The organism is Hymenobacter qilianensis (genome assembly GCF_014638675.1).
Taxonomy (GTDB): Bacteria; Bacteroidota; Bacteroidia; order Cytophagales; family Hymenobacteraceae; genus Hymenobacter; species Hymenobacter qilianensis.
The window spans coordinates 1,463,041-1,481,194 of the sequence record NZ_BMFN01000001.1 but is presented as its reverse complement, the minus strand read 5'-3'; the positions used below and the strand labels follow the sequence as shown (position 1 = coordinate 1,481,194).

The 18,154-nt window shown below is 56.0% G+C and carries 10 protein-coding genes; all 10 read right to left on the bottom strand.

Going from position 1 to position 18,154, the window contains the following annotated elements; all coding sequences use genetic code 11:
* Positions 1-21: 21 nt before the first annotated feature.
* Positions 22-987 carry a glycoside hydrolase family 43 protein gene (locus IEW06_RS06355; RefSeq protein ID WP_188547725.1) on the bottom strand — a complete coding sequence of 322 codons (966 nt, stop codon included), beginning with the start codon at positions 985-987 and terminating at the stop codon, positions 22-24.
* A 47-nt stretch (positions 988-1,034) separates the two neighbouring features.
* A complete protein-coding gene (locus tag IEW06_RS06350; protein ID WP_188547723.1) occupies positions 1,035-3,524 on the bottom strand; it encodes a glycoside hydrolase family 95 protein in 2,490 nt (829 codons plus the stop codon).
* A gap of 197 nt (positions 3,525-3,721) precedes the next feature.
* Positions 3,722-5,650 (bottom strand): alpha/beta hydrolase-fold protein, encoded by a 1,929-nt coding sequence (locus IEW06_RS06345; protein WP_188547721.1) that lies wholly within the window; start codon positions 5,648-5,650, stop codon positions 3,722-3,724.
* Positions 5,651-5,704: 54 nt separating this feature from the next.
* Positions 5,705-7,048, bottom strand: coding sequence for a family 43 glycosylhydrolase (locus tag IEW06_RS06340; protein ID WP_187733418.1), 1,344 nt, complete (start codon positions 7,046-7,048; stop codon positions 5,705-5,707).
* A 131-nt stretch (positions 7,049-7,179) separates the two neighbouring features.
* The gene (locus IEW06_RS06335; protein ID WP_188547719.1) at positions 7,180-8,781 is read right to left on the bottom strand and encodes a glycoside hydrolase family 43 protein; all 1,602 of its coding nucleotides are present in this window, start codon (positions 8,779-8,781) and stop codon (positions 7,180-7,182) included.
* An 18-nt stretch (positions 8,782-8,799) separates the two neighbouring features.
* Entirely contained in the window at positions 8,800-10,110 is a 1,311-nt protein-coding gene (locus tag IEW06_RS06330; RefSeq protein ID WP_187733419.1) for a family 8 glycosyl hydrolase, read from the bottom strand.
* Positions 10,111-10,149: 39 nt separating this feature from the next.
* A complete protein-coding gene (locus IEW06_RS06325) occupies positions 10,150-11,826 on the bottom strand; it encodes a glycoside hydrolase family 43 protein (protein ID WP_188547717.1) in 1,677 nt (558 codons plus the stop codon).
* 354 nt (positions 11,827-12,180) lie between these two features.
* Positions 12,181-13,980, bottom strand: coding sequence for a RagB/SusD family nutrient uptake outer membrane protein (locus tag IEW06_RS06320; protein ID WP_229743057.1), 1,800 nt, complete (start codon positions 13,978-13,980; stop codon positions 12,181-12,183).
* A 165-nt stretch (positions 13,981-14,145) separates the two neighbouring features.
* The gene (locus tag IEW06_RS06315) at positions 14,146-17,286 is read right to left on the bottom strand and encodes a SusC/RagA family TonB-linked outer membrane protein (protein WP_188547713.1); all 3,141 of its coding nucleotides are present in this window, start codon (positions 17,284-17,286) and stop codon (positions 14,146-14,148) included.
* Positions 17,287-17,341: 55 nt separating this feature from the next.
* Entirely contained in the window at positions 17,342-18,154 is an 813-nt protein-coding gene (locus tag IEW06_RS06310; protein WP_187733420.1) for an SDR family NAD(P)-dependent oxidoreductase, read from the bottom strand.

Below are 18,154 nucleotides of genomic sequence, written 5' to 3'. Positions count from 1 at the left end.
GGAAGGGGCCGCTCTGAGTTTTTACTTCACCGGCGCCACGCCTGTGGTCGTCTGCACGATAGGCTTGATAGTACCGTCCTTATTGTAGTGCAGGTAATCCACGCAGATGGAGCGCCGGTAGCTGCCGCCGGTGGGCAGGGCGCCGTTGTGGTAGAAGAAGTAGCTCTTGCCCTTGTAATCGATAATGCCGGGGTGCGTGGTAAAGCTGTTGGGCACATTTTCCTGAATTATACCCCGATACGTCCAGGGGCCGGTGGCGCTGGGAGCTGTGCAGTACTCAATCATTTCGGGCTTGGTGCCCTGGCTGGCGTACACGAGGTAGTAGAGCTTCTTGCGCTTGTACACCCAGGGACCTTCAATGTAGTTCTTGATATTCAGCACCGTGATGGGGCCATCCAGCTCCGTCATGTTGTCTTTGAGCTTCACCCAGCGGCAGCTTAAGTTGCCCCAATACATATACACCTGCTTGTCGTCGTCGATGAAAACCGTCGGGTCGATGTCGTCCCAAGCGTGCGGCTTGTCCTTGGTCATCTCATTGATGATAAGCGCCTTGCCGATGGCATCCTTGAACGGCCCCGTCGGCCGATCCGACACGGCCACGCCGATGGCCGCGCCGCCCTGGCTGTTGTCGTCTTTCTTGTGGAAGGTGGATACAAACCAGTAAAACTTACCCTTATGGTACACGCACTGCGCCGCATACGCGTCGCCGGTAGCCCAGGCGAAGGTGCGGGGCGAAAGGCGCTTGCCGTAATCTTTCCAGTTTACCATGTCGGTGGTGGAATAGATGCGCCAGTCGGGCATTTTGTAGTTGGTTTCCTGCACCGAGGCAGTATCGTGGCTGGTGTACAGAAACAGCGTGTCGCGGTAGACGAGCGGGGCCGGGTCGGCGGTGAAGACGTCCCGAATGATGGGGTTTTGCGCTTGTAGGCTGGTAGCAGTCGTCAGGAGCAGCAAGGCTACGACTGATAAGAGGAAGCTCTTTTTCATAGAATCAGGATGGATGACAGAATAAGGGAGCAGTAGTGACTGAAAGCTTACTGGGACCGCAGCTCATAGGCCTTTCCAGCTTCCGTCGGAAAATCATACACAAACGACGCGGGCAGCGTGGGTTGCCGCTGGGGGGCTTTTCCGGATATCTGGGGGGCTTTTATGGAAGGCGTCTGGTAGAACGGGTTGGCGTTGTCACCTTGGGCAGTTTGGAGCTTCGTTTTGCCAAAGCCTTTCACGGGACTGTGCACCCGCACCCGACAATTGCCCCCCAGACGCGAGGTGATGCGTGCGCGGGTTATTTTACCCTTGTCCCAAGCAAGGTCTACCACGTAGCCGCCGCGGGCCACGAGGCCGGTTACTTCGCCCGTCGGCCAGGCGTCGGGCAGGGCCGGCAGCAAATCCAGGACGCCGTCGTAGCTCTGTACCAGTAGCTCGGCCAAGCCGGCGGTGCAGCCAAAGTTGCCGTCAATCTGGAACGGCGGGTGCGCGTCGAGCAGGTTGGGGTAAGTGCCGCCGCCCTCGCCCGAGTTGCCGCCCGCCCCGGAGCGCAGGCGCAGCTGCTCGGTGAGCAGCTTATAGGCGTGGTTGCCATCGAGCATGCGGGCCCAAAAGTTCACCTTCCACCCCATCGACCAGCCCGTGGACGCGTCGCCGCGCTGGGTGAGCGTCACGCGGGCGGCTTCAAACAACTCGGGGGTGCGGTAGGGCGAAATCTGGCCGCTCGGGAACAGTCCGTAGAGGTGGGAAATGTGACGGTGCTGGTCCTGGGGGTTGTCCACGTCTTGCAGCCACTCCTGCACCTGTCCGTGCTGCCCAATCTGCATGGGCGGCAGTTGCTCGCGCAGGGTGAGCAGGGTGTCGGCAAAGGCGCGGTCGGTGTTCAGCAGCTCGGCGGCCCGGATAGTTTTCGAGAACAGGTCGAACACTAGCTGGTTGTCCATGGTGGTGCCCGCCACAATGGCAATGGCTTTACCCTGAAGCGAATAGGTATTCTCGGGCGACACCGACGGGGCTATTACCCGCCACTGATGGGTGGGCTCCTCCTGCAAGGCATCGAGGCAGTAGGTGGCCGCGCCCTTGAGCACGGGGTAGTACTCGCGCAGAAACTGCTCGTCACCGGTGAACTGGTAATGGTCCCAGAGGTGCTGACTGAGCCAGGCCCCGCCCATGGGCCAGAGGCCGTACTGCGGCGGGTCGACTTGCCCCGTGATGCGCCAGATGTCGGTGTTGTGGTGCAGCATCCAACCCCGGGCCCCGTACATCTGGCGGGCGCTCTGCTGGCCGGTCACGCTCAGGTCTTTGAGCATAGCAAACAAAGGCTGGTGCAGCTCGGTGAGGTTGGTAGCCTCGGCCGGCCAGTAGTTCATTTCAGTATTGATGTTCACCGTGTACTTGCTGTCCCAGGGGCCCTTGAGCTGGTCGTTCCAGATACCTTGCAGATTGGCCGGCTGCCCGCCCGGCTGCGAGGAGCTAATGAGTAAATAGCGGCCGTATTGGAAATACAGCGCCGCTAGGGCAGGGTCATTACCCTGAGCGAAGTTTTCGAGGCGCTTATTGGTGGGCAGCTGGGCTGCGGGCGTTACGCCTAGATTCAGCGTCACGCGGTTGAAGTAGCGCTGGTAGGTCGCTACATGGTCGGCCAGGGCCTGCCGGTAGGGCTTGCTCACGGCCTTTGTCAGGTGGGCCGTGGCCCGCTCGGCGGCGTTGCCGCTCACGTCGTGGTAGTTGTTGAAGTTGGTGCCGATGGAAATATAGAGCGTGGCGCTGTTAGCATTTTGAATGCGGATGCCTGCGTCGGTGGTTTGCACGGTGCCGCCTTCGGCCACAACCTGCGCGCGCGTCTGAAAGCGAATTTTCCCCTCTTGCCCTTCGTGCTCGCTGCCGCGGCCATCGAGCACCAGCTGGTTGTTTTCAGTGCACTGGGTGTGCGGCATCAGGCTTTCCGCGCCAAGCTGGCAGCTGATCTGGCCGGGCTTGCTGGCCGTGAGGCGCACGATGATAACCTGATCGGGCAAGGAGCTGAATATCTCCCGCCGGTACGAAACGCCCCCCAGCTGGTAACTAACGGAGGCTACGGCGCGGCTGATATCCAGGTCGCGCTGGTAGTGGGCGGCTTTTTCGTGACCGGAAAAATCCAGGTACACGTTGGCGGCCATCTGGTAAGGCATGCCGCTGTTGCCGTACGGCTGCATCTGGGTTTGCGCCAGCGCTTGGGCCTCCACTAGCTGCCCGGCTCGGAGCTGCTCGCGTAGCTGCCGAATCACGGACAGGGCGTTAGGCTTCACGTTGTTGTTGGGTCCGCCGGCCCAGATGGTTTCCTCGTTCAGCTGAATTCGTTCGCGTTCTGGCGCGCCAAACACCATCACCCCCAGGCGACCGTTGCCGAGGGGCAGGGCCTCGTTCCAGTTGGCAGCGGGCCGGTCGTACCACAGCCGCAGCGGGGTTGGCATGGGCTTGGCGGCTATGGCCGGCTGCACGGCAGCCCAGCAAAGCAAAAGTAAAAAGCCCCCCACAGGCCAGCGAAGTTTCCTCATACGTGGGTAGGATGGATGCCGAGTTGAGCGTTAGAGTTTGTTTAAGACTTCTTAGAACGTCATGCTGAGCTTGCCGAAGCATCTCTACCGAGTAGTAATCAATACTATCTCAACGAAGCGGTAGAGATGCTTCGGCAAGCTCAGCATGACGTTCTGTTTGTTTTATTGTTCACGCTTTTAGTCACAGCTGGCTTCCCTTAAAACAGCTTCTGAGCAAACAGATACAAGTCGTGCCGCCAGACGGGCCAGGTGTGGCCGCCGGGATATTCACTGTACACGTACTTGATGCCCAGCTCATCCATTTTGGCCCGCATGGCTTTGTTGTTGGCGTAAGCAATGTCGGCCGGCCCGCCCATCGAGAGCCACAGCTGCTTAAGGTTGGTATTGATGGTGCCGGCATTCGCTTTCATAAAAGCATACTGCGGGTCAGACAAGGCCGTATTATTGGCAAAAAAGCCCGAGCTGAACACCCCCAAGTGAGCAAACATATCCGTGTTCCTGATGCCGGCGTAGAGCGTTTGCAAGCCACCCATGGATAAACCTGCCAGCGCCCGGTTCTGGGCCCCGGCCGTTACCCGATAATTGCTTTCCACCACCGGCATTACGGTTTGCTTTAGCTCGTCTTCAAAGCGCTTCAGCGTATTCTCGTTGAAGCTGGCCAAGCCGCCAGGGCCGCCCATATTGCCGTCCAGCATCACCACGAGCATGGGCTTGGCCTTTTTCTCGGCAATCAGGTTGTCCAGAATCAAATCCGCTTTGCCTTGCTTGGCCCAACCGGTTTCGTCTTCACCGCCCCCGTGCAGCAGGTAAAGCACCGGGTACTTGGTGGCAGTATTGGCCTCGTAGCCCGGCGGCGTATACACGTAAAACTGCCGCCACGAATTGGTGACCTTGGAATAAAACCGCTTCATCCGCACCTCGCCGTGGGGCACGTCTTTTAGCGCGTAGAAACTGGTGCCGCGGCCGGGAATCTCGATGCCGCTGGCCATGCGGCCCATGCCGTAGAAGGTGTCGCTGGTGGGGTCGGCCACGGGCAGGCCATCGAGCACCAGGGAATAGTAGTGCAGGCCCCGGCTCAGCGTATCGGTCGTGACGGTCCAGGTGCCGCTGCTGTCTTTCACCATGTCGTATTTGCGGCCCAAGTCCAGCTGTGCTTGCTGCACACCGGGGGCTTTGAGGCGAAATACGGCGCGATTATCGGGCAAAATCTGCGGATACTTGGCGTTGCGCACGTTGGTAGCAGCGGGCGCGCCCAGCACGGTGTAAGTAGGCAGTACCGCCGTATCGACGGGCTTGAACAGAAACTGCGCGAACATGTACAGACCGTTTTTCCAGACCTTAAAGTCGTGCCCGCCTGCTTCTAGGTAGTACACGTGGGGCACGCTGTGCTCGTACAGGTAGTCGTGGGTGCGCTGGCTGATGGGCAGCAGGCCGTCCTGGTCGCCGCACGAAATCCAGAGCAGCTTGAGTTGCTTTTTGGCTTTCGCCGGGTCGGGTACCAGCTCCTCAGGCATTTTAGTATTCGGGGCCGAAGAAAAGCCCCCCACCCAGGCAAACTTATCCAAGTTGCCCAGCCCGAAGTTCAGCGACTGTCCCCCGCCCATCGACAGCCCGGCCACGGCCCGGTTCTCGCGATTGGTGAGCACCGGGTACTTCTTTTCAATATAAGGGATGATGTCGGTCAGCAGGTCTTGCTCGAAGTTGGCAAACGCGGCTACTTTCTCGGGGCTGAAGACATTGCCCACGGGCCGGTCGTCTTTCATGGCCCGGCCGTTGGGCATCACCACCAGCATGGGCTTGAGCTTGCCCGCCGCGTACAGATTATCCAGAATCACCTGCGGGCGCCCGCCCTTGAGCCATTCTTTTTCATCGCCGCCGATGCCGTGCAACAGGTAGAGCACCGGGTATTTTTTCCTTTTAGAAAACCCCGGCGGCGTATACACCAGAGCCTTGCGCACCGTGCCCACGGTTTTGGAGGTGTAGGTGATGCTGTCCAGGCGGCCATTGGCAACGCCCGCAGTAGGCTGGTCGAAGCCCTTGGGCGCTTCCTTCACCGTCGGTTGGGCAAAAGCGCCGCCTGCGCTTAGCAGGACAACACCCAGGATGACAGAAAACAGGTTTCTCATAGCTCGGGGGGGCAAATCTGTCAGGTGGAAGGTGTGGGGGGCTTTTTTTGCTGCTTACTCGAATCTCACCCAGTCAATCTCTACAGGCGTATTCGTTTTGGACGAAACCACCAGCGTATGCGTACCGGGCTTGAAAGCTGACAAGGGCGCTTTCACTTCCTGCCACTGCCCGCCCTTCGGCACCACTACTTGGGCCAGCACTGGCCCGGCAGCTCCAGCTGTTCTGATTTGCACCGTTGCACCGGCGCCCGCTGTCGCACGCATCGTTACCGTTTTGAGCGCCTGTTTGCCAAACGCTACCTCGTTGTATTGTACCCACGCCTGGCTGTTGGTAAGCACGGTTTTCCAGCCTTTGAACGTATTGGCTGTGTCCAGAAAAGCAATCGAAGCGCCGCTATTGCTGAGTCGGCTGTAGCGGTCCAGCTGGATTTTCTGCTTGGCATCGGTCAGGCCCACGCCGCGCAGGGTCGGCTGCACTTTCCGAATGGAACCATCGGGCGCGAAGGATAAGCTGTCGATTCTGACCGAGCGGTTTTTGTCGAAGTTGGGTGACAAATCGTTGTGGTGATAGAACAGATACCACTGGTTCTTGAACTCCAGCAGCGAATGATGATTGGTCCAGCAGCCGGTGGGCGACTCGTCCATAATCACGCCCTGCACCTTGAACGGCCCCAGCGGGCTGGTGCTGGTGGCATATTCGAGGCGCTCGGTCTTGTTCTCCACGTGCGGATACGTGAGGTAATACGTGCCCTTGCGCTCAAATACGTACGGCCCTTCCTTGAGGCCCTTGGTCGGCAGCTCGCCTAGGGTTTTGGGTTCGGAAGCCAGTTCCAGCATGTTTTCCTTGAGCTTGGCCCCGTATATCTCTCCCTGCGACCAGTACAGATATGCCTGTCCGTCCTTGTCAATAAGCACATTAGGGTCGATGCCGCGCACGCCCTTGATGGGTAGCGGCTGCGGCACAAACGGACCCGTTGGCTTGTCGGCCACGGCGACACCGATAGTGAAGCCTTTGATGACCGTAGTGTCTTTGGGCGTGGTTGGGAAGTAGAAATAGTACTTGCCGTTGCGGTAGATGCAGTCCGGCGCCCACATGCTGTAGCTGTCGGGCTTCACCCAGGGCACCTTGTTTTGGGTGACGATGACGCCGTGGTCGGTCCAGTCGGTGAGATTGGCGGACGAAAACACGTGGTAATCCTCCATGCAAAACCAGCCGATGCGCCCGCGGCCTGGCCCGCAGGGAATATCGTGCGACGGATACACGTACACCCGGCCATTAAATACGCGCGCCGTGGGGTCAGCCGTAAATTGATTGGTGATAAATGGGTTTTGGGCGCCGGCAGTTATGCTAAAAAAGACAAATGCAGTCAGCAGATACCACAGTTTATGTTTTATCATTTGAGACTTTTTATTGAAATGCGTGCGTATTGTCATGCAGAGGCGGAGCCGAAGCATCTCGCGTGTTTAGTTGTATAGCTTGGCAACGTCAGCACACGAGATGCTTCGCTGCCGCTCTGCATGACGTTCTTTTATTCTTTACTGATCTGCTCTGTAATTCGGAAATAATCAAAGTCAGCATAACCACCCGTATTTTTTGTGGCATAATTAAATAACCCGAACCGGTATCCCATAAAATGCGGCAGCGTGTAAGCCATTTTAAGCGGCGCGCCAATTTTTTTCCACGATTTGCCGTCTAGGCTGTAGAAAAAAGTAGCCACGTCTTTACGGTCCGTAAAATCACACTCGGTTTTAAAATAAACCTTGTTCTGCGTCAGCGGAATGCGCTGCATTTCCACCGGCTTTTCCGACTCCGCGCTTATCATCACGATGGCTTTTGCGTCTTTTGTGCGCTCTACTCCTACCAGCCCGTAGCGCTTCTGCAATAAAGCCAGGCCAGCAAAATCACCGTCCTTCAGCTGCGAAATATCCAGGGCCGTAGTTCCGGAACATACCGGCCCGATGGTACGCTGGGTGAGCGTATTGCGGGCCAGCAGGAAGGAGGAATCCACGCGGCCGGTTTTCAGGCGCAGGTAGCCTTGGCGGTCGGTGAGCGACCAGAGCGCGTTGTCGGGGTTGTGGTTCCACTGCCACACCAGCGGCAAAGCCGGCGCGCCTGGCCGGCGGTCAAATTCGTCTGAGGCGACAATGCCGGGAATGAGTCCTTTGCTAGGGGGCAAAGCCAGCGTCTGGGGGGCTTTTCCGGCCGTACCCAACACGGGCCAGCCGTCGGCCCATGTTACAGGCACCAAATAGGGAATGCGGCCCACGGCCCCAAAATCGCGGAATAAGTACGAGTACCACTGGCCATCGGGCGTATCGATAAGGCCGCCCTGGGCTACGCCCAAATCCTGGAGTGCCACCCGGCCCTCGTAGGGTCCGGTTATCTTATCGGCCCGATGAATTACCACCGTGCGCATGCCATCCTTTGGCCATACAATGTTGAAGAGGTAATATTTACCTTTCACTTTGAACAGCTGAGAGCCTTCCGCCGGCAGGTTGATGTTGGGGCCGGCCGGCGCACTCGCGTTTTCGATCAGGACTTGCTCTGTCGTGCCGGGCTTCACGCCGGAAGCGTCGGCCGTCAGCTCTACCAGACGCAACTTGCCAGCGCCATACACCAGGTACACGCGGCCGTCGTCATCAAAAAATAAGGAATGGTCGTGGTAGCTGGGCCGGAACGACACAGCTTTCCAGGGGCCTTTTTCGATGTCACGAGTGGAGTAAATGTGCGTTTTGCCGGAGGTTTGGGCGAAGGTGCTAACGTAGTACGTGCCATTGTGAAAGCGCAGACTGCTGGCCCAGGAGCCCCGGCCGTAAGTGCTTTTACCGTTGGTCAGGTTCATGGCGTCATTCGACACCAGCGTGTCGTAGGCATAGCCTATTAGCTTCCAATTAATTAAATCCGTGGATTTCATAATCGGCACGCCCGGACTCATGTGCATGGTGGTGCTGCTCATGTAATAATTGCCCCCCACGCGAATTATTGCTATATCCGGCACATCGGCGTGAATCACCGGATTTTGCGCCTGCTTTGTTTGCGCAAACAGCGGCGAAATAAAAATCGACGCGAAAATTATTCCGCAGAATAAACCGATTTTATTAAAAAAGCCCCCAACAGAAAAATAATACATAAGCCTGAGTATTTTTTTTTAGCGCTGCTGCGGTTTTATAGCTTGATATTTCCCGCTTAAATGCATTAAGCTGAATAAATACAGAATACCGTCGTAATAAGGATCGAAGTAGCCGTCTTCATAGGGCTCCAGCTTGGCGTTCCAAAGGGCGTGCACAAAATCGAGCTGCTTGTCCTGCTTTATCAGAGAAGCCGAGGCGGCGGTAGACACCAGCCCCAGCGAGTGCCGCAGCTTCTTGACGTTGCCGGCTTGCAGAATAAACTCCGGCCGCGAGCCGTCCACGTTGAACTGATCCTCGAAGGTGTTGATGCCCTTACTGCGCAGAAACCCCTGAAAACGCTGGGCGTACTGCTCCTGCCAGGCTTTATCCTTGCCAAACCACACGTAGTCCATGGCAATATTCATCGGCACCCGCCACGAATCGTAGCGGAAGGCGGGCGGCGCCCACTTGGTGGCGTGGGGCTTGCCGCTAAACTCAGTGTAATCGTAATTGAGGCCGGTTACGGGGTCGCAGGCGCGGTGCAGAAACGCCCGCGACGTATCAGCGCAGGCCCGGTAAAACGCCTCGTGCCCGTCCTTGGCATACTCGGCCCATATTTCCATGAAGGCCGGTACGTGGTAGGAAGGGTCAGTCCAGTTATACATGTCGCCGACGGGCACAAAGCTGATTTGCTTATGCTCGGTGTTGATCAGGTTATACACGTCGCCGGTGCCGTCCTTTTTCCACATAGCATCCAGAATGTTGCGGGCTTCCTGGTAGTAGTTGATGCCCGTCGTATTGCCCCAGCGGTTGGAGGCAAACAGCAGGCTGGTAACGAAATACAGTTCGCCATCGGAAGCCGGCCCTTCGGAATTCCGCTTCATGGTGGCCGGATTGAGACTCCAGGCGAAATACCCTTTTAAGGGGCCTTCCTGATGTTGCAGGTATTTCTTCGACCAGCGCCAAATGCGGTCAAACTCCTCCTTCTTATTTAGCTGCACGGCTATCATCATCCCGTACGAAACTCCCTCCGTCCGTACATCATGGTTTTTCAGGTCGGATACGTAGGCCATCGAATCGCCCACTTCGAAGTAGATCCGGTTGGGACCTTCGAATAGCGCCTGGTAGGTTTGGGCTACCTTCTTATCGATGTCGGCCTGCTTATAGCCCGCTTCCCGGAACAGGTTGGGGTACTGGCCGGTGTAAAAAGCCGCTTTCCGATTTGGCTGTGCCTGCTTCTGTTTTGGCAGTCGCTGCGCTTCGGCGTTGCTACCCAGGCCCACGTACAGCAGGCACAGCAGCAGACAGTGACCCTTGCTGCTTTTAAGAAGTTGGAGGAGTGCGTTCATCGCCTGATTATATAGCCGTGACTTCGTTTGTAGCGCGCCTTACTTCTTGTATACCGGGTCGTTTCCTTCGTATTTCAGCCACTTAAAGGAAGCCGCATTGGTAGTAGGCTGCCCGGCCGAGGTGCCGTACATACCGAACAGACAGCCAATAAAGCCCCCCGCAGTTTGCGTGCTCAGGAAGCGTGCGTCTACCTTGTCTTTGAGCAGGGTCCAGGCTTTGCCATTCTCCGAAAACCGGAAGCTGTAGGTGTCCCCCTCGGCATTGATGCGCAGCAGCATTTTGCCCCCCGCCGATTTCAGAGGAGCCTTCGCCAGCAGCTCCATGTTCTTTGGGTCATCGGTACTCTTGAGCAGCTGCACCACTGGCTTCCCCTTTTCCACCGATTTGCAGAGGTAGTAGAAGTGCTTTTCGTCCTGAAAGACTACCAGGCCAGCCGTTTCATTTTCCGCCTTAGCCGAGAAGGTCAGCTCGGTTTCGGTGCTGCCATACAGGTGCTGCTGTCGCCTGCCGATAAAGGCCGGATTGCCCAGTTCCGCGCAGGTTTCCGGCTTGAGTTTAAGCGTAAGTCCCTTGGCTTTGCTCAAGGAAAAATTGGTGCTGTCCACGGTGCGCATAAACAGGAGCGCCGGGTCGAGCTGCTTGTCGAAGGTGAGCGTATAAGCGAAATTTCCGCTCTGCGGCAGCGCGCCGGGCTGCTTCACTTCCGGAAACTTCGCCATGTACGAATACTGCACCCCGTCGGGGCCGGGGTTCATAACGGGCCACTCGTCTTTCCAGATAACGGGTACGATAAACGTCTCGCGGCCCGTATTGTAATGGTTGCCTTCGTAGGGCCGCACAGCCAAAAAAATAGCGTAGGTCTGCCCATCGGGTCCGTCTACAAACTGCGCGTGGCCGGCCGACGTGATAGGGTCTTTGCGGTCTTTAGGCAATTCCCGCTGCGAGAGAATTGGGTTGTTTTCGTAGGGCACATAGGGCCCCAATGGCGACTTACTGCGGAATACCACCTCCGTATGATTTACCGACGTGCCGCCTTCGGCCGCGTACAGGTAGTACCAGTCGTTGCGCTTCATAATGTGCGGTCCTTCAATCCACACCGGCTTCTTACTCAGATCGACGCCGCCATTGACAAGGATCTTGGCCTCGCCTACGGTTTGCAGCTTCACCGGGTCCAGCTCGATAATCTTGATGGTGCGGTGGCCGGAGTAGAGTGATACATTGTTCGGCGGGTCGCTGTTGTAGATGACGTAGGCTTTGTCGCCCTCAAAAAATAGTGAGGGGTCAATGCCCTTCACCTCGGGCAAAAAGATTGGGTCGCTCCACGGCCCGGCGGGATTTTTAGCCGTCACCACAAAGTTGCCCTTGTGGTCAATCAGCGTGCAGGTGACGTAAAAAGTGCCGTTGTGGTGCTCGATGGCCGGAGCAAACAACCCGCGCGTCATGCGGTCGCCCATGAAGGTCATCTGTGAGGGCCGGCTGATGACATTTCCTATCTGCTTCCAGTTCTTCAGGTCCTTGCTGTGCATGACCGGAATGCCTGGGAAATAAGAAAAGGTGGAGTTAACCAAGTAGTAATCCGTACCCACCCGGATGACGCTGGGGTCGGGGTAAAAGCCCGTCATGATGGGATTAACCAACTCAATCGATTGTGCAAAAACAGCTACATTATGCAGCAAAAAGAGGGTGCAGGTGAAGAGAAGCGCTTTGATTTTCATGCTATTTTATCAGGTATTTAATTTAGTTGACTAGGCGAAAAGTTTATCAACCAAATTGAATTTTCAGATGTAAATAATGCCGGCCAGAATTAGTAGAAGTTGGCTTCATTCTCCGTCCAGCTTTAGGCTTAGTTTGCAGGTGAGTGCTAGGATCCGCTATTGTTCATTCAGGTAAAATTTGCCCCCCAGTCACCAACTGGGCATGTACTTATACTGAATTGGTGAGGTGATAGTCACTTGCGTAAAATGGCATTCGCTTTACTTGCTGTGCAAAAAAGCATCAAAGAAAAAAGGGGTAAAAAAACTGGCTACCCGTGTTGAGCAGCCAGTCTTTTTTAACCCTTTTTTATCAGGCTATTGATATTCCGGGTTTTGATAAGTAGCTTTTACATCTGGTGATACGTCCAAACGCTCAAGCTGGAACTGCGGTATAGGACGCAGATAGTGATAAGGTTGGATGGTGCGCGTAACGGTTAGAGGGGTATGGTCTCCGTAGTTAGTGCCCCCAATACGGTAGGTAGAAGCTAACTCATTCCATTTTTGCGTGCGCACCAAGTCAAACCAACGGTAACCTTCAGCATAGTATTCGCGCGAACGTTCTGCCAGGATGTAGTTGATGTCTATCGTGGTCGGAGTGGCCGCAACCATCGCAGCGCTGTTATCCTGCACTTTGGCCATGTTACCGTTGTTGTCGAAACGCCACTTACCGGCCCGGGCACGAATGACATTAATCAATTCCCGGGCGCTCTTACCAGATTTGGTAGTGGCTCCTTTTACGGCGGCTTCGGCCGCTACGAAGTATAGTTCCGAGAACTTGGCCACGTTGAACGGCCGCGTGCTGCCGGCATTCGGCTGTCCTAAGCCCGTACCGTTGTCGGTACGGTAAGGGCCGAGCTTCCAGAGACCGGGATAAACAATCCGGCTTATCCCGCGCGGCGAAATCACATAATCGGCTCTGCCGGGTAGTGTGCCTGCTCCTACATTGCTCGCGCCAGTGCCGGTGGGGTACGTAATAGCAGTAGCAGGTTCTGTATCCAGAAAAGTCAGGATGGCACTACCTGGGGTTACTGGCAGGTTGTTGGCGTTGTACAAGGTGGCGTTAGTGACGCCTGCCTTGGGCCAGTTGCCACGGTACACCGTGGTAAACGTCCCATCGTAGCGGGAATCGTTGGTTTTGTCGGCAAACGTGTTTTCGATGGCCCCAATGGTCGGAGCCATCCGGTTCCAAGGACGGCCCAATGCCTGAGCGGCTTCCCGCTGCACCGAATTTACGCCCCCTGTGCCATTCGCATTGGTGTAGCTTCGGATGTTGGTATAGTTCCACGTCATCATCCAGCCGGCAAAGTTGTCAGGGGAACCACCACTACCAAAGGTGATGCTGCCGCCATTGTATAACTCGCTGGATTCGGTGTGGTCCGCGAACATCAGCATTTCCGAATTGCGGTCATTCGTGCCTACGTGCACATCGTAGTACGTGGGCTGCAGGCGGAACGGCCCCGGGCTGTCGATACCGGCCGTGGCGACATCGTAGGCCTGCTGATAATACCAGCGGGCGTCATGACCGTCAGGATCGGTTCTTGGCGCCGCCGGATAGGTGGGAATGTTGTTCGGGTTTTCCAGCCACCAGGCATAGGTCAGGTACGCTTTGGCCAGATAAAGGCGGGCAAGCGTTTTAGTTGCGCCCCCTACTACCCGTGGATTCGCCGGCAAGTCGTTGACGGCTATCAGTAAGTCAGGAAAAACGGCTTTGGTATAGACCTCGGGCACCGTATTGCGAACCGAGGTTCTGATAGCACTGGTGTTGAACTCCAACTCTCCCGAACCCAAGTCCAGGGGTACCCCGCCAAACGTTTGGACCAGCATGAAGTAATCGAAGGCGCGGAAGAATCTCGCCTCAGCAATCAACGCCGGCGAAATGGTACCGACGGCGCTGGCACTCTTAATAATACCACTGGCGGTGTTGATATTAGGAAAAGCAGCTCCCCACAACGCATCGGCCCGGCTGTTATTGGCGTTGAGCGCCGCTCGGCCGGAGAGGTCCATGGCCAGAAAGTTCTCATCGGCATCCCGGCCGTAGGTTGCCTCATCGGTTCCGGTCAGCGTAGCATTATAGTAGTACGCGTTTCCGTAGATGTAGCGCAAGTGAGCGTACATAGAGGTTAATCCACCGCTAACGCCCCTTTCGGTTTGAAAGTAGCCGGGCGTGTAAATGGCTCGGGGTTCTTCTTCCAAAAGATCCGTGCACCCAGCGGCAGACATAGAGATGAATGCCGCTCCAATAAAGAATTTTATGTTAAAGGTCTTCATGTTGATCTTTTCTTAAAAGGTAAGGTTGAGTCCGGCGATGAAGGCGCGGGTTGCCGGGGCGTTGGTGCCCAGCGTCAGAATGCGGCGCAGGTTGCCGGACAGGGGTACGGCCGCGTTTTGGTCGCCAAACGAGTTAGTCTCCGGGTCCATGCCTGATTCTTTGTGGTAGGGCGAGAACAGCACGAAGGGGTTTTGTGCCGTCGCGTACAGCCGCAGTCGGCTAACGCCGGCACTCTTCAACCACTCCATATTGTCGAAATTATAGCCGAGCGAGATGGTGCGGATCTTCAGGTAAGAGGCATCGAAATAGCCAAGCGTAGAGCCGTACTTTGGGTTGTCGCCGCTCGCGAGGGCACCTGGCCGGGGATATTTGGCATCCGTGTTTTCCGGCGTCCAGTAATCCACTTTTACGTTCCCGCGACGACCATTCAGCAAGTTGAGGTAGCCCGACGAACCGTAAATTGTACTATTGAGCAGGCCGCCGTTTTGGAAGGCCCCTACGAGGGACAGGTCAAAGCCTTTGTACGCTACCCGGGTGTTCACCCCCCCCTCAAAGTTGGGGTTTACATCCAGAATCTGACGGTCTTGGGTGCCAATGGGGCGGGTGGGGGTACCATCAGCGTTGTACGTACCGGTGTATTTCACCTTAATCATACCAATTGTGGCATTAGGGTTAGCAGATGGCTCCAGAATGGCTCTGTAGGGGTCCTCTTCTTGCCACAGCCCTATTCTTTCGTAATCAAAGACTACGTTGATCGGTTTGCCCACAAACCACCAGTTTGCTTCATCCCGGGGTGAATTTCCTGCCAGCGACGTAATCTTGTTGCGGTTGGCATACACGTTGAAGCCCGCTTCCCACGTCAAGCCGTCAGGATTGTCCAAGATCAACCCGTTCAAAGAAAACTCTATGCCTTTGTTTTGAGTGGAGCCAATGTTGGCCGTGTAGCTACCCACACCGGAGGTGGAAGGCAAGGGCAACCCCAGCAGAAGGTCTTCGGTGTTGGTGACATAGTACTCCACGGTACCCGAAAGACGATTTTTCAGGACTGCAAAATCCAACGCGTAATTCCAGGTTTTAGAAAATTCCCATCCCAGGTTAGGGTTGGGTGCCTCACTCACAAACAAGCCCGTCTGGTAGCCGGTAGGGCTAAGGCCAAAATTGTAGGGTCGGGTGGCCAGGCGGCCTAGGGTAGAATAAGGGTTAACGGCCTGGTTTGACGTTACACCGTAGCCAACCCGCAGTTTCAACATGTTTACGGCTGAAACACTCTGCATGAACGATTCTTTGGCGATGTTCCAGCCGACCGACACCGCCGGGTACGTGTTCCATTTTTTTCCTTCAGCCAGCCGGGAGGAGCCGTCCGAACGGACCGTAGCGGATAGCAGGTACCGGTCATCGTAGGAGTACATCACACGTCCCATGTAGGACAAGAGCCCGTATTTTACATACTGCTGGTCGTTGGGGTTTACTATGATTTCGCCGGCCGCCAGGCCCAGATTATAGAACTGAAAGGCGTCGGCAGGAATATCCCGGGCATTAATCTGCGACCGATTGAAAATATTGCTGGAGGCAGAATACAAGGCTAACGCATTGATATTATGCTTCTCGCCAAAGGTGCGATCGTAGGTCAGGATGTTTTCAACGGTGTAGTCCGTGGTAAGCGAGTTACTGGTGGATGCCGTAGAAGGATTAGTAGCGAGAACCGCGTTGATGCCCGGTCCCGTATAGCTGCCCCCCTGGCCCTGCCGATAGTTTACACCCAGGTTGATGCGGTATTTCAACCCATCGACTCCTGGCATACTGAATTCACCGAAGAGAGAGTTGTAGCTGGCAAAGTTTCTCGATTCACTCAGCCATCTGTCTTTATTGGCTTCTATCACATCCTTGGTACCTACCCACTGCTCATCCAAGGGCATTCTGATGGTTCTTCTCAGCGTCCCATCCTCATTGTACGGACTGGCGAGTGGTGATGAAGTCAAGGCCCCATACACCCCTACGTTAGAGCCTTCCGTTAAGCTATAGGTATTGTTGGTAGTGAAGCCCAAGCGGACATATCTACCAACGCCTTGGTCAAGAGAGCCACGGACAGAATAACGGGTGTACTCCTGAGTAGGAATTACGCCTTCTTCTTGATAGTAACCCGCGTTGAAATTGTACCGCCCGTTCTCCGTACCACCGGTAAGCCCTATGTTATGGTTGGATTGAATGCCGGTTCGGTACAACAGCTTCTGCCAGTCGGTATCGACGTCATCAGATTCGTCTAGGGTGTTAGTATACAAGGGCTGCCCATTATTGTACAAGCCCGTTGCTTTGCGGAGCGCCGCAAACTCTGGCCCGTTCATCATGGGGTATGGGGCAAAAAGGGTTTTCGCGCCCACAAATCCATCATATGTCAGTTGGGCCTTTTGCCCTTTTTTGCCCCCTTTGGTGGTTACCAAGACCACGCCATTGGCTCCCCGCGACCCGTAGATGGCCGTGGCCGAGGCATCTTTCAGGATGTCGACGCTCTGGATATCGTTGGGGTTGATGTCGCCGATGGAACCCGGGAAAGGAATCCCGTCCAATACAATCAACGGGTCATTGCTGGCCGTAAGGGAGCGAGTACCGCGTATCCGAATCTGCGTGGTTGCGCCCGGCTGGGAGGAGGTTTGGGCAATTTGTACCCCCGGCAACCGGCCTTGCAGGGCCTGCGAGATGTTAGCCGTTGGCACTTCGCGCAAGGACTCTCCACTGATAGAGGCAACTGAACCCGTTACCGCTTCTGCTCTCTGCACGCCGTAACCAACCACCACTACCTCGTTCAACTGCTTCGTATCCTCGGCTAGTGTTACATCAAGCGTGGACTGGTTGCCGACGGGTACCTCCTTAGCCGTATAGCCTACAAATGAAAATACCAAAGTAGATCCTGGTGCTGCTGCTACCGTAAACCGGCCATCTGCGTCGGTTGCGGAACCAGTACTGGACCCTTTCACCACTACGTTTACACCGGGCAACCCGGTACCATCGGCCGCCACTACACGACCGGAAATAGTTTGAGTTGCTTGGGCTTGTACCTGCACAGGGACGAGCATGGCCCCGACTAGGGGTAGGCTGGTGGCCACCGCTAGCGGCCAGCTCAGCCCGAAGACCGTTTTTCGTAATGATAAATGCATGGAAGTGGGATGTTTGAGGTGTGAGAGTAAGCTTAATTTCTAGTGGAACCAGCTCCTAGAAGCCAATGGAATTGCCTCCATCCACGGGGAGGGAAGCACCGGTGATATAACGTGCTGCCTCAGAAGCCATAAACACAGCTGCATGGCCGATATCGGAGGGCTGTCCGAACTTGCCCATGGGCGTGCGGCGCATGGCCCGGTCGCGGCGGTCGGGGTCGCTGTTCATGGCGGTGCGGCTCATCTCGGTTTCAATGAAGCCGGGGGCAATTGCATTCACGCGCACGTTGTGCTTGGATAACTCTGAGGCTAACACCTTTACCATGCCTTCTACTGCCGACTTGGAAGCAGCATAAGCCACTACCCGGTCGATACCATAGTAGGCCGCCATAGACGAAATCATGATAATCACTCCTCTCTGGCGCTCTACCATGCGCTTGGCACAGGCCCGGGTGAGGGCAAACACAGCGTTCAGGTTGGTGTGGATAATGCGGTTGAAGTCTTCATCCGTGACTTCGAGGGCAGGCTTTTTCATGTTTATCCCGGCATTGTTTACCAGAATGTCCAGCGGGCCATAGGTAGCTTCAATTTGAGCTACCAAGTCTTCCAACGTGTCTAGCTCATTGACATCATTGGTGAGGTAATGAGCAGCTTCGCCAAGCTCAGCAACAGCCTCCTGCAGCACGGCCTCACGGCGGCCGGTAATGATGACGGTAGCGCCCGCAACGGTCATGCAGCGCGCTATTTCCAGCCCGATGCCGGTGCCGCCACCCGTCACCAGCGCCAGCTTTCCTTCCAGGGAAAACGGGTTGGACTGCTGCTGCCCGCTAGGCTGGGTATGCGGTGAAACAAGGTGCTCGGTGTGTGCCAT